The sequence below is a fragment of the Pantoea sp. DY-5 genome (genome assembly GCF_019795955.1).
GTDB classification, from domain to species: Bacteria; Pseudomonadota; Gammaproteobacteria; order Enterobacterales; family Enterobacteriaceae; genus Pantoea; species Pantoea leporis.
Window position 1 is genome coordinate 96,982 of record NZ_JAIMIE010000005.1, and the last position, 12,821, is coordinate 109,802.

Here is a 12,821-nt window from a genome sequence, read left to right on the forward strand (position 1 = left end):
TTGTTGTTTTGGCGCAGCCAGAAAAACGCTTATAACAACCTCACCTGCACTACAAAACAACAACGTGAGGCGTTATGAGTTCTCTTCCTTTAGAAAACACCATTCCGGTTTCCGAACCGGTACGTTCGGTCAGTGATGTGGCAAGGCTGATAAACACTCGCACCAAAAATGACAACTACGCGCGCATGATTGTGTTCCTCGCGCTCGGCGGCGTGTTCCTCGACGCCTACGATCTCACCACGCTGTCGTACGGCATCGATGATGTGGTGCGCGAGTTTCAGCTCTCGCCGCTGCTCACCGGCTTAGTCACTTCCTCAATTATGGTTGGCACCATCGTCGGCAATCTGGTGGGCGGGTGGCTGACGGATAAATATGGCCGCTATTCGGTGTTCATGGCCGACATGCTGTTCTTTGTGGTTTCAGCGATTGCGGCGGGGTTAGCGCCGAACGTGTGGGTGCTGATTGGCGCGCGCTTCCTGATGGGCGTGGGCGTCGGCATCGATTTGCCGGTGGCGATGTCATATCTGGCGGAGTTCTCCAAATTCGCTGGTAAAGGCAACAAGGCATCCCGACTCGCAGCCTGGTGCCCGATGTGGTACGCCGCCTCAACGCTGTGCTTCCTGCTGATCTTCGCGCTCTACTTCCTGCTGCCGAAAGAGCATCTTGACTGGCTGTGGCGCGCGTCGCTGCTGTTCGGTGCGGTACCGGCGCTGCTGATCATCGCGGTGCGCAGCAAATTCATGAACGAATCGCCACTGTGGGCGGCGAATCAGGGCGACCTGAAATCCGCGGTGCGTATCCTGCGTGATTCCTACGGCATTCACGCCCACGAAGCGGAACACGAAGCGCCGCCGGCTGCTGCGGCACCGAAAGTGAGTTTCCGCGTGCTGTTTGAGAAGCCGTGGCGCGAACGCACCATCGTCGCGGGCGTGATGAACATCTGTATCTCGTTTGAATACACCGCCATTGCTTTCTTCCTGCCGTCCATTCTGGCGCAGTTCCTCGGCGCGGGCGTGTTTGAAACCATCTCGGCATCACTGGGACTCAACGCGCTGTTCGCCTTTACCGGCGGCCTGCTTGGCATGCGTCTGGCGTGGAAATATCCGTCGCGCCACGTCGCCATCGCTGGCTTTGCGCTGCAATTCTTTGCGCTTATCGCGCTGGCGTTAATTGGTCATCCGCAAGCCATCGCCGGAATCGTCTTTGCGGTATTGATGCTCGGCTTGTGGCTGTTTGCTGAAGGCTTCGGGCCGGGCGCGCAGCTGATGGTCTATCCAGCGCTTTCCTATCCAACCTCGATTCGCGCCACCGGCGTGGGCTTTAGCCGCGCACTTTCCGGCATCGGTAGCGCGTTAGCGCTGTTCATTCTGCCGATTCTGCAGGCCGCGCTCGGCACCAACATGTTCTGGGTGGTTTCGCTGGCAGCGATCATCCCGATCTTCTTCCTGCTGGCGGTGCGCTACGAGCCCACGCTGCATGACATCGACGAACTTTCACATCAGGAGTCACCATGAGCTTACTGGCAACAGGCACCGATTATGAGGCGCTGGCGGCGCACTTCCGGCCGATCTTCGCGCGCATCGCTGAAGGAACGGTGGCGCGCGAGCGGGAACGTACCTTGCCGCATCAACCAATTAGCTGGCTGAAAGAGGCGGGATTCGGCACGGTGCGTATTCCGCAAGAGAAGGGCGGTTGGGGCGCATCGCTGCCGCAGCTGTTCCAGCTGTTAACCGAGCTGGCAGAAGCCGACTCGAATCTGCCGCAGGCGCTGCGCGCGCATTTCGCTTTTGTCGAAGATCGATTGAATCAGCCGGATAGCGCGGAACGCGATCGCTGGTTTGGCCGTTTTATTGATGGCGAGCTGGTGGGCAGCGGCTGGACGGAAATTGGCACGGTAAAACTCGGCGATGTCATCACGCGTGTTACGCCAAACGAAAGCGGCTGGACGCTGAGCGGCGAGAAGTTTTACAGCACCGGCACGCTGTTCGCCGACTGGATTGATGTCTATGCGCGCCGCAATGACAATCAGGGCGACGTTATCGCTCTGGTGAACACTCACCAACCCGGGGTGACGCGTGAGGACGACTGGGACGGCTTTGGCCAGCGCTTAACCGGCAGCGGCACCACGCGTTTCGCTAACGCCCATGTCGAGCAGGAACACGTCTACGATTTCGCCACCCGCTTTCGTTATCAAACCGCTTTCTATCAGCATGTCTTGCTGGCCACGCTGGCGGGAATCGGTCGTGCGGTGGCGCGCGATGGTGCGCAGGCGGTGGCGGCGCGAAATCGGGTTTACAGCCACGGCAACGGCGGCGCTGTGCGTCAGGATGCGCAGATTCTGCAGGTGATCGGGCAAATCACCAGCCTGGCGTTTGCGGTGGAAGCCACGGTGATCCGCGCGACACATTCACTGCAATCAGCATATGTTGCCCACGTCAGCAACGATGAAGCGCAAATTGCCGCCGCGAATGTGCTGGCCGAAGCCGAAGCGGGGCAGGCGCAGGTGATTGCCAGCGAGCTGGTGACACGCGCCGCCACCGAGCTGTTTAACGCACTGGGCGCATCGGATACGCGCGTCAGCAAAGCGCTGGATCGTCACTGGCGCAACGCGCGAACTCTGTCATCACATAATCCGGTGGTGTACAAAGCTCGTGATATCGGCGACTGGAAAGTGAATGGCACCGCACCCATCAGTGTGTGGCAGATTGGCAGAGGCGAGGGATGATAAAACCCGGTGCGCATAAATGCGCACCGGGCATGTAAGGTCGCCATTCATGGCGACCTGGTTGTTGGTAATGACTTACTTCTTATCCAGCGACCAGGTCGCGCTGCGCACATCCACTTTCACCGGCAACAGACCCACGCGCGTAAAGGTATCTGCTAACGCCTGCTGCTCATCAAACACCTGCGGCGACATGCGTGACGCGCCGTAAGGCAGACGTTTAATGGTGGTTTGCCAGATGGATTTATCCAGGCCGGTTGATTTCGACAGAATCGCTGCCGCGTCATCCGGGTTCTTGTTGGCCCAATCGCTGAGTTTGCTCAACTCATCGACAACCTGTTTCGCAGTATCAGGATGACCTTCCGCGAACGGACGGCTGGCGAGATAGAAAGTGTAATGTGGCACTAATCCTTCCGCATTGCGGATTTCACGCGCACCGGCATTGGCTTCCACTTCGGCAAGGTACGGATCCCAAATCACCCACGCATCAATCGCGCCTTTCTGGAAGGCCGCGCGCGCATCGGCGGGCGGCAGATACACCGGCGTCACGTCTTTGTAGTTAAGTCCCGCATCTTCCAGTGCTTTCACCAGCAGATAATTAACGTCAGAACCTTTGTTCAGACCGACGCGTTTACCTTTCAAATCCGCCACGCTCTTAATCGTGGAATCTTTCGGCACCACGATGGCTTCGGTTTTTGGGTTAGCCGGGGAATGACCGAGATAAATCAAATCGGCTTTCGCGGCCTGCGCGAAGGCCGGCGGCGCATCGCCGGTTGCCGCCAAATCAATGCTGCCGACATTTAAGCCTTCCAGCATCTGCGGACCAGCCGGGAACTCCACCCAGCGGATAGCGATGCCTTCCTTCTTAAAGGTTTCATCCAGCGTGCCGCGATATTTCAGCAGGGCAAAGATGTTGGCTTTCTGATAGCCGATGGTGACGGTTTCTGGGTTAGCGGCAAAGGCGTGTGTGGAGATCAGGCCAAAGCTGAGAGCTAAAGCGCTCAGGACAGGAAGTTTTGCTTTCATGATGATTCTCGCGTGGTTTTTTTGCCACCTTAGCAAAGCCCTTATATAACCAATAAATAACTAATTTTGATCGCTTATAACTATTATCTATGTGATCTGGATCATTCACTGTAATCAGCAATCACGTTCGACATTTCCATAGATGCCCATATAATTAGCACGGTAATAATTTGTATAACAAATCAAAATGCCATTACCAAAAGCTTCTGTCAGGATAAGCAATTCCGCTGCCTGCATAAGGTTTTACCCGTTCTATGAAGTGGTTTTCACGAAGCGCAGTGCTGTTTTCTGCCAAAACCTGTCTTGCTGCCTTTCTGGCTTTTTACATTGCTCTGGAACTCAATCTCGATAAACCGGCCTGGTCACTGACTACAGTGTACGTTGCCTCGCAGCTCTATTCGGGATCAACGGTATCGAAATCGGTTTTCCGTTTCTTCGGCACCTTACTGGGCGGCCTGTTTACCTTGCTGATCTATCCCGCCACGGTGCAGGATCCGCTGCTGTTCAGCCTGTGCATCTCACTTTGGGTAGCGGTTTGCCTCTATCTCTCGCTGCACGACCGCACGCCGAAGAGCTATGTGTTTATGCTGGCGGGCTACAGCGCGGCGATCATGGGTTTTCCCGATGTGGTATCGCCCTCGGCCATCACCTACACGGTGATCTCGCGTGTTGAGGAGATCACTGTCGCCATCGTCTGCAGCAGCCTGGTGCATCGCCTGCTGTGGCCGGTCTCGATGCGCAATCTGTTAGAGCAGAGCGTGAACCTGTGGTATCAGAACGCGCGCAAGCTGTGCAGCGAACTGGTTACGGCGATGCCCGCTGAGAAGTCGGTGGAGCGCGAAGATATCCTGATTCAGATGGCCAACTATCCGCTCAACGTCGAAACGCTCATCACGCACTGCGTGTATGAAGGCGATGCCGCGCGGCGTCTGGTGCGCTTAGTCAGCGTGCAGTATCAGCATCTCTCCTATTTCATCCCCACGCTGACGGCAATCGAATCGCGCCTCAATTTGCTGGCGCAGCAGCAAATCCGTTTTCCCGACCATATCGCAGAGGTGTTTCAGCAATTTTTGCTATGGCTAAACGGTGAAGAGCAACTGCCGGTGCGCGACCAGCTCAGCCAGGCGCAAGAGCAGCTGAAACGGGCGTGGCAACAGGGCAGGCTCAACAGCGAAGAGAGCATTCTGCTGATAGGATTGCTGGAGCGCTTACTCAATTTTGTGCGCATCGTCGATGCCTATCAAAGCGTGAGCGAACGCGTTAGTGAATGGACGCCCACGGTGAAAGCCGGAAAGATGGCGCGTGCGCATAAACACGTCGATAAGGGATTGTTGCTGCTGTCGTCGTTCACCGCCTTTATCGCCACCTTCGTCACCTGCGTATTTTGGATTGGTAGCGGCTGGGTGGATGGCGCCACCGCGCCGATGATGGCTGCGGTGCTCTGTTCCTTCTTTGCCGGCATGGATAGCCCGATTGCGCCGATGAAGCTGTTCCTGAAAGGTGTGCTGATCTCCGTGGTGATCAGCCTGCTGTATATCACCTTGCTGATTCCGCAAGCGGTGACCTTCGAAGCGCTGGTGATCTGCCTTGCGCCGGGCTTGCTGGCGTTGGGATTGGTTATCGCCAATCCGTCCACCAACCTGATTGGCCTGATTGTCGCCACGCAGATTCCCGGCTTGATTGGCATGAGCCACAACTTCAAGCCCGATCTACAGCTTATAGTGAATGCTATCCTTTCGACGCTGGTGGGCATTACCTTCGCGGTGGTGATCACAGCGCTGATCCGCAACAAGCGTCCGTCGTGGACCGCCAAACGCGCGGTGCGCAAAGGCATCCGCGAGCTGCTGCAGTTTATCGCGACGGTGCGGCTCAACAGCGTCACGCTGACCGCGCGTCAGCAGTTTGTTTCGCGCACGCTGGATAAGGTCAACATTATTCTGCCGCGTAAGCGTGTTGATCCGGTGCCGGAATTGGTCTCCGGCGGTAATCTGATTGCCGAAGCCTGGCTGGGCGCAAACTGCTACGACTATTACACGCGTCATCGTGAGCTGCTGCTGGCGCATCACATCGAAAGCGCGGCGATGTTCCATGAGCTGAGCCAGTTTCTCAAGCGCCGGTTAAAATCGCTGCAAACCACGCCGCAGCCGGCATTGCTGGCGGAACTAAACACGCTGTTGCTGCGGCTGGAAGCGGCGGCGCTGCAGGAAAATACGCTGTTTGCGCCGATGTTCCACTTGTTTAATATTCGCTTATCGTTGTTTCCTGCAGCGCGCTGGCCGGAAAACCATTACAGTGCTGAGCAGCATGTTTAAAACGGAGTTAAGCAGATGAAAATGATCGGTTTGATTGGCGGAATGAGCTGGGAATCCACCGCGCTCTATTACCGAATTATCAATGAGCAGGTGAAGCAGCAGCTGGGCGGTTTGCACTCCGCGCGCAGCCTGATGTACAGCGTCGATTTCCACGAAATTGAAAAGCTACAGGCCGCTGGCGAGTGGCAAAAAGCCGGCGAGATCCTGGCAGAAGCGGCGCTCAGTCTGGAAAAAGGCGGCGCGGATTTTATTGTGCTCTGTACCAACACCATGCACAAAGTCGCGCAGCAGATCACTGATGCGGTCAGCATTCCGCTGCTGCATATCGCCGATGCCACCGCACAGCGCATTCGTCAGGCGGGCGTAAAAAAAGTCGGCTTGCTGGCAACGGCGTTCACCATGGAGCAGGAATTCTACAAAGGCCGACTTCATCAGTCGAAGATCGACGTTTTGGTTCCCGATGCAGCCGGTCGCAAAGTGGTGCACGACATCATTTATCAGGAACTCTGTCTTGGCGTGATCCGCGATGAATCTCGTGCGCAATACCGCAAGATTATTGCTGAGCTGGTGGAGCAGGGCGCAGAAGCGATTATTCTCGGCTGCACCGAAATCACCTTGCTGGTAAAAGCGGAAGATGCCAGCGTGCCGCTGTTCGATACCACCTTGATCCACGCAGAAGATGCCGTAAAACTCGCACTCGGGTAATTACGACCAGGTGCGCAAATCTGCGCACCTAACCTATTTATGAGGTGCGCTTTAACTTGCGCGCCAACACCTGCAACTGCTGCGCAATCTCCGCCACATCCACCTCATCTTGCTGCGGCGTCGCGGTGGTTTCCCGCAACACTAACTCGGTTTCCAGCGTCTCCTCTGCCATTTCGCCACCTTCCAGCTGCGCCAGCAAGCGATCCACGCTTACCGCGCCCAACTGCTGCAAATCCTGACGCACGGTGGTTAATGGCGGCTGATACCACGCGCTTTCCGCGGTATCGTCGTAGCCAATCAGCGAAATCTCCGCCGGGATCTTCACTCCGTGCTGATGCAGCGCGCGCATCGCGCCGAGCGCCATTTGATCGTTAGCCACCAGCAGCGCTTGCGGCAGAGTGTTGGGCAACCGCGCCAGCAGCGCCTGATAACCCGATGCCGCGCTCCAGTCACCGCTCAGCACGCAGAATGGCTTGAGCTGATGCGCCGCCAGCGCCTGTTGCCACGCGGCGAAACGCGCGCGCGCCGAGGCAGAACTTTCCGGTCCATTTAACACGCCAATCTGGCGATGGCCGAGCGCCACCAAATGATCAACCGCCTGCTGCGCACCGGATTCGCTCTGATACTGGCACTGCGCCACTTCAGCGCTGCTCTCCACATCAAGAAACAGCACCGGCTTGTTGTCGCACTGTTGCTGAATCTGCGCGGCCTGCGCCGCATCCAACGGCAGGTTAATCAGCAGCGCATCCACGCGCTGCGCCAGCAGTTCATTCACTGTATCCTGCGGCGCGCTGTCGGGATTCGCCATGGCGATCACCAGATGATAACCCTGCGCCGCCGCCCGTTGCTGAATCGCCGAAGCGATCTGCGCCGGCGCCATCAAGGCTAAATCGCTGGTGGCGAGACCCAGCGTGCGGGTGTTTTTGCCCGCCAGCTGCTGTGCCACGCGATTCGGCACATAGTTGAGCTGCTGCATCGCGGCTTCGACTTTGACGCGGGTGCGCGGCGAAACCTGTTCGGAATGGTTGAGGACGCGGGAAACGGTTTGATAAGAAACCCCAGCCAGATGTGCAACATCGTCGAGGGTTACGGAGCGCGCAGTCATGAATCTCTCCTGAAGATTAAGCTGCGAGTGTAGCAAATTTTTCCCTGCCGACACGCACTTAAGCCGCTACACTGCCAAAGGTAAAAAGAGGAAAACCGGATGCAACTCAATAACCATCAGATTCAGGATATCAACACCTTGGCGACCTGGCTGGCGCTGGATCAGATGCCACAAGATGGCACGCTCGACATCGATTTAGCCATTCTCGCTGGTCACGCGGTACTGCCGAACGTGGAAGCGGTGATTGCCGTGGCGAAAAAGTATCAGCTGCCGTTATTGATCAGCGGCGGCATCGGTCACTCAACCTCGTTGCTGGTGGAGATGCTCGCGGCGCATCCGCTGTATCGCCAAATCGACAGCGAAGGCAAAAGCGAAGCCGAGTTATTAGGCGATGTCGCCCGCGTATTTGCCGCGCTGCCGGACGATCTGCTGCTGCTGGAAACTGCCTCACGCAACTGTGGGGAAAACGCCGCTTTCAGCCAAAAGCTGCTGGATGAGCACAGCTGGCAGCCGCAGCGCGTGCTGCTGGTGCAGGATCCGCTGATGCAGCGTCGTACCTGGGAAACCTTCCGCTATCAATGGCGCGATCGCGCGGATGCACCGGAATTTATTAGCTGGCCGGTGTTTGTGCCGCAGGTGAAGATGGACGCGGGCATGCTGCGCATCATCGGCGCGCCGCCGCAGGGATTGTGGTCGATGGAGCGTTTTCTGTCGCTGCTGATGGGTGAAATCCAGCGCCTGCGCGACGATGAAAACGGCTACGGCCCGCGCGGCAAAGGTTTCCTCGGCCATGTCGAGGTGCCGGAAGCGGTGGAAGCCGGCTGGCAACGCCTGAAGCAGTTGCCCGGCGTGCAGTCACGGTTGTGATGTTTCGGTCGCCATGAATGGCGACCAACGTTATCGGTTCTGCACATACACCTGCAAATTGACATACACCGCGTTCAGCAACGGCGTCACTACGCCGCTGCGTGCGCCGCGCACCAGCAGATCGCCAATCACCTGATCGGCCTCAATCTCAAAGCCCTGGGTTAAATCGCGATACATCGACGAGGTCATCGCCGCTTGAGGATTGTTCAGCGTCTCATAAATCTTCGCCGTCACCGCCGGACGCTGCTGATAACCTTCCGCACTCAGCACCGCCAACACTTCACCAAAAACGCTTTGCAGCAGCGCTTCGCCACCTTGTGACGTCAGCACCTGTTGCGTATTGCCGCGTGCGATGCAACACACCGCACCCAAGGTGCTAAGCAACAACCATTTTTCCCACAGCTCGCTGATGATGTTGTCGGCAAACACCGTATCAAACTGCGCCGCACGCAGCGCTTCATCCACGCGCTGCAAACGCGCATCGTTATGACCGTCCAGCGCGCCGTAATAGAGAATATGCAGCGGCGTCATCTGCAGCACTTCGCCGTTTTCACCCAGCGTGGCGTTGATTTTGCACAAGCCGCCAATCACTTTGTCGCCAAAGCGCGCGCGCAGCGTATCGAAATGCCGCATGCCGTTGAGAATCGGCATGATCAGCGTGTCCGGACCGACGGCGGGCGCGATGTCATTCATCGCCTGATCCAGCGCGAAGCTTTTCACCGTCAAAATAATCAGATCGTAATGGCCATCAAGCGAACCGGCCTGCGCCAGCTGCGGCTGAATCACTTCGCTGCCAGCGGGGGTTTTCAACACCAGACCGGTTTGCTGCAACTGCTGAAAGCGGCGCTCGCGCACCAGAAAAGTCACATCACGTCCTGCTTGCGCCAGACGCGCACCGAAATAGCCGCCGGTGGCGCCGGCGCCGACTACCAGAATACGCATGGTCAATTTTCCCGTTGAGAGTGAAAGCCTTACCTTAAAGTGACCGGCGGCGGCTTTCCAGTCCGTAAATGCTGAATCACATACAAGATTTTAACGATGTTTAAAAAAGGCTCAAACTGTTCGTATTTACTCGTACAATAGGTTTAGGCTGTTGCGCAGCGGCGGGCAATGGTGCGCGCCGCATAAATAACTAGTCGAGTGACTAAGGACGCATCATGCCCCGAACCCTCCCCATCGAACGTTATCGCAACATCGGCATCTCCGCGCACATCGATGCCGGTAAAACCACCACCACTGAGCGCATCCTGTTTTATACCGGAATGAGCCACAAGTTAGGTGAAGTGCACGATGGCGCGGCAACCACCGACTGGATGGCGCAGGAGCAGGAGCGTGGGATCACCATTACCTCGGCGGCGGTGAGCTGCTTCTGGCCGGGGATGGACGGCAGCTTTACGCCGCACCGTATCAACATCATCGATACGCCCGGACACGTCGATTTCACCATTGAAGTTGAGCGCTCAATGCGCGTGCTCGATGGCGCGGTGATGGTGTATGACGCGGTTGGCGGCGTGCAGCCGCAGTCAGAAACCGTGTGGCGTCAGGCCAACAAATATCATGTGCCGCGCATCGCCTTCGTCAACAAAATGGATCGTCAGGGCGCGGACTTCTTCCGCGTGGTGCAGATGATGAAAGATCGCCTGCACGCCAATCCGGTGCCGATTGTCATTCCCATCGGCGCGGAAGAGCACTTCAGCGGCGTGGTCGATCTCAACAAAATGCGCGCCATTTACTGGGATGACGCCAGCCAGGGCATGAGTTTCAGCTATGCGCCCATTCCTGCTGAGTTGCAGGCACTCGCCGCCGAGTGGCGCGAGAATATGGTGGCAGCGGCGGCAGAAGCCAGCGAAGCACTGATGGTCCGTTATCTGGAGCAGGGCGATCTCAGTGAAGAGGAGGTGGTTGCCGGATTACGTCAGCGCACCTTGCTCGGTGAAATTCAGCCGATGCTGTGCGGTAGCGCGTTCAAAAACAAAGGCGTGCAGCGCATGCTCGACGCGGTGATTGAACTGATGCCTTCGCCGCTCGACGTACCGGCGGTGAGCGGCGTCAACGAGCAGGGCGAACTCGATGAACGTCATGCGGATGACAGCGAGCCGTTCTCGGCGCTGGCGTTCAAGCTGATGAGCGATCCCTACGTGGGTCAGCTGACTTTCGTGCGCGTCTACTCCGGCGTGCTGCGCAAAGGCGATAGCGTGTGGAACGCGGTGAAAGGGCGCAAGGAGCGCATCGGTCGCATCGTACAGATGCAGGCCAATGACCGTATCGAGATCGAAGAGATTCGTGCCGGTGATATCGCCGCCTGCGTGGGTTTGAAAGAGGTCACCACCGGCGAAACGCTGTGCGATCCCAATGCGGTGATCACGCTGGAGCGCATGGAGTTTCCCGATCCGGTGATTTCGCTGTCGATTGAGCCGAAAACCAAGAGCGATCAGGAGAAAATGGGCCTGGCGCTGCAGCGGCTGGCGGCCGAAGATCCGTCGTTCCGTCTGCACACCGATGAGGAATCGGGCCAGACGATTATTTCCGGCATGGGCGAGCTGCATCTGGAGATTATCGTGGATCGCATGAAGCGCGAGTTTTGCGTGGAAGCCAACATCGGTCGGCCGCAGGTTACCTATCGCGAAACCATCCGCAAAACGGTGCGCGAGGTGGAAGGCAAGTTTGTGCGCCAGTCGGGCGGTAAAGGTCAGTACGGCCATGTGGTGCTGACGCTGGAACCGCAGCAGGCGGGTAGCGGATTTGCTTTTGAAGACGCCACCAAAGGCGGCGTGGTGCCGCGCGAGTTCATTCCTTCGGTGGAGAAGGGGATTCGTGAAGCGCTGAACAGCGGCGTGCTGGCCGGTTATCCGGTGGTGGACATCAAAGCCACGCTGACGTTTGGTTCGTACCACGATGTCGATTCATCGGAAATGGCATTCCGTATGGCGGCGATCTTTGGCTTCAAAGCCGCCGCGAAACTGGCCGATCCGGTGATCCTCGAACCGCTGATGCAGGTGGAAGTAGAAACGCCGGAAGAGTATGCCGGTGGCGTGATGGGCGATTTATCGGCGCGGCGCGGTACGCTGCAAGGCATGGATGAACGCTTTGGTGCGCGCATTATTCGCGCCGAAGTGCCGCTATCCGAGATGTTTGGCTACGCCACCACACTGCGATCGATGTCGCAAGGCCGCGCCACCTACAGCATGGAGTTTGCGCACTATGCGGAAGCACCCCGCAACGTGGCTGAAAGCATCATCGCCGCGCGCGCCTGAGCTTTAGTGTGAAATCAGACCGGGCACAGAGGTAACACTTCTTGCCCGGCCTACTTTTAAATCGACCTGTCAATCGCGTGAATTATTTAGCACCAAAAATGGACAGTTAATTTCCGCCAGGAAGCCGATAGTATTCGCAGAATCAGGGATATTTATCGGAAATTAATCATGGATGTCATTTATCTGGATCAGTCTTGCTATCACCAGCAGGGCTTAATTGCGCTTCTGCAACATTCACATATCACTTGCTGTAATACTATTCGTGAAATGAAGACGCTGATGCGTGACAGGGAAAAAACCGCCACTCTTTCACCAATCATTATTTTTGATTTGCCGGAAAACTTCCGCACGGCGCTGGCTCAGATAGATTATCTGACCAGACTGAAAATCACCCGCAATGCGATGCTGATTTTCTTTACGGATTCAGTGAAAAACAAGATTAACTACAGCAGTCATGCCATTGCAGCCGATTGTTTTATCGATAAAAAATCTCCAGTTGGAACCATCAGCACTAAGCTGGCGATGATGCTGTGCCAGTATAAAAACGGCCAGCTGTTGGCTGCTCCCGCAGTCAACAACCATTTAACCAGGAAGGAGTTTAATTTCCTGCGATGTTTATTCACTTACGAATCGATTGAAGACGTGGCGAAAATAACCGGTATAAATAAAAAAACGCTCTACAGCCATCAGAATAAGATCGTTAAAAAACTTAATCTGAAAAACAGCCTGCATCTCTATCAGCGTTTTACTAATAATTTTTAAATCATCCATTAAGTTCGCCATTATCGCGCACCCTACAATGTAAGGTCGCCATTCATGGCGACCTTCTT

At 56.5% G+C, this 12,821-nt stretch carries 10 protein-coding genes; 7 read left to right on the top strand and 3 right to left on the bottom strand.

Annotated elements, in window-relative coordinates:
* Nucleotides 1-74 precede the first annotated feature (74 nt).
* Together K5Y30_RS16715 and K5Y30_RS16720 are read left to right on the top strand one after the other, a co-directional pair.
* Nucleotides 75-1,514, top strand: coding sequence for an MFS transporter (locus K5Y30_RS16715; RefSeq protein WP_222183989.1), 1,440 nt, complete (start codon nt 75-77; stop codon nt 1,512-1,514).
* A complete protein-coding gene (locus K5Y30_RS16720; RefSeq protein ID WP_222212282.1) occupies nt 1,511-2,725 on the top strand; it encodes an acyl-CoA dehydrogenase family protein in 1,215 nt (404 codons plus the stop codon). Before K5Y30_RS16715 ends, K5Y30_RS16720 begins: the two co-directional genes overlap by 4 nt.
* Nucleotides 2,726-2,800: 75 nt before the next feature.
* Here K5Y30_RS16720 and K5Y30_RS16725 read toward each other — a convergent pair whose 3' ends face one another.
* Nucleotides 2,801-3,748 carry a sulfonate ABC transporter substrate-binding protein gene (locus K5Y30_RS16725; RefSeq protein ID WP_222183993.1) on the bottom strand — a complete coding sequence of 316 codons (948 nt, stop codon included), beginning with the start codon at nt 3,746-3,748 and terminating at the stop codon, nt 2,801-2,803.
* A gap of 254 nt (nt 3,749-4,002) precedes the next feature.
* Between K5Y30_RS16725 and K5Y30_RS16730 the strand changes: the two genes are divergently transcribed.
* Nucleotides 4,003-6,060, top strand: coding sequence for an FUSC family protein (locus tag K5Y30_RS16730; RefSeq protein ID WP_222212284.1), 2,058 nt, complete (start codon nt 4,003-4,005; stop codon nt 6,058-6,060).
* A 15-nt stretch (nt 6,061-6,075) separates the two neighbouring features.
* Complete coding sequence (locus K5Y30_RS16735) at nt 6,076-6,765, top strand: aspartate/glutamate racemase family protein (RefSeq protein WP_222212286.1); 690 nt, start codon at nt 6,076-6,078, stop codon at nt 6,763-6,765.
* A gap of 37 nt (nt 6,766-6,802) precedes the next feature.
* On the opposite strand, the gene K5Y30_RS16740 is transcribed toward K5Y30_RS16735, so the two are convergent.
* A complete protein-coding gene (locus K5Y30_RS16740) occupies nt 6,803-7,870 on the bottom strand; it encodes a LacI family DNA-binding transcriptional regulator (protein ID WP_222212288.1) in 1,068 nt (355 codons plus the stop codon).
* A 99-nt stretch (nt 7,871-7,969) separates the two neighbouring features.
* On the opposite strand from K5Y30_RS16740, the gene K5Y30_RS16745 reads away from it, so the two are divergent.
* Complete coding sequence (locus K5Y30_RS16745; protein ID WP_222212290.1) at nt 7,970-8,737, top strand: YdcF family protein; 768 nt, start codon at nt 7,970-7,972, stop codon at nt 8,735-8,737.
* Nucleotides 8,738-8,767: 30 nt separating this feature from the next.
* On the opposite strand, the gene K5Y30_RS16750 is transcribed toward K5Y30_RS16745, so the two are convergent.
* The gene (locus K5Y30_RS16750; RefSeq protein WP_222212300.1) at nt 8,768-9,679 is read right to left on the bottom strand and encodes a ketopantoate reductase family protein; all 912 of its coding nucleotides are present in this window, start codon (nt 9,677-9,679) and stop codon (nt 8,768-8,770) included.
* 215 nt (nt 9,680-9,894) lie between these two features.
* On the opposite strand from K5Y30_RS16750, the gene fusA reads away from it, so the two are divergent.
* Complete coding sequence (gene fusA / locus K5Y30_RS16755) at nt 9,895-11,991, top strand: elongation factor G (protein ID WP_222212302.1); 2,097 nt, start codon at nt 9,895-9,897, stop codon at nt 11,989-11,991.
* Nucleotides 11,992-12,159: 168 nt separating this feature from the next.
* The gene (locus K5Y30_RS16760) at nt 12,160-12,753 is read left to right on the top strand and encodes a LuxR C-terminal-related transcriptional regulator (protein WP_222212304.1); all 594 of its coding nucleotides are present in this window, start codon (nt 12,160-12,162) and stop codon (nt 12,751-12,753) included.
* The last annotated feature ends 68 nt before the right edge of the window (nt 12,754-12,821 follow it).